The organism is Acinetobacter sp. TUM15071, from assembly GCF_008980925.1.
GTDB lineage: Bacteria > Pseudomonadota > Gammaproteobacteria > Pseudomonadales > Moraxellaceae > Acinetobacter > Acinetobacter dispersus.
The window spans coordinates 1-228 of sequence record NZ_BKGB01000098.1 but is presented as its reverse complement, the minus strand read 5'-3'; the positions used below and the strand labels follow the sequence as shown (position 1 = coordinate 228).

The window sequence follows — 228 nt, the reverse complement described above, 5'->3', positions numbered from 1 at the left end:
GCGACTTGAGTGCCGATGCAGACAGCACCATCAACGTCACCGTGAATGTAACCGGTGTCGGACCTGTGAGCACTGACCACAGTTATACCGTGGATATTACGCCACCGAACCCAGCGGGTGCGGTACTCAACATCGATGCAGTGACTGCAGACAACGTATTGAATGCAGCAGAGTCAGGTGGCAATGTAACCATCACAGGTACCTTGACGGGTATCCCTGCTGATGCAG

Annotated in this window: 1 protein-coding gene; it reads left to right on the top strand. The window is 53.9% G+C overall.

The window, feature by feature from the left end; genetic code table 11:
• Positions 1-228 (top strand): hypothetical protein (locus GBI66_RS19380; protein ID WP_151717199.1); only part of this gene is annotated, 228 nt, incomplete at both ends.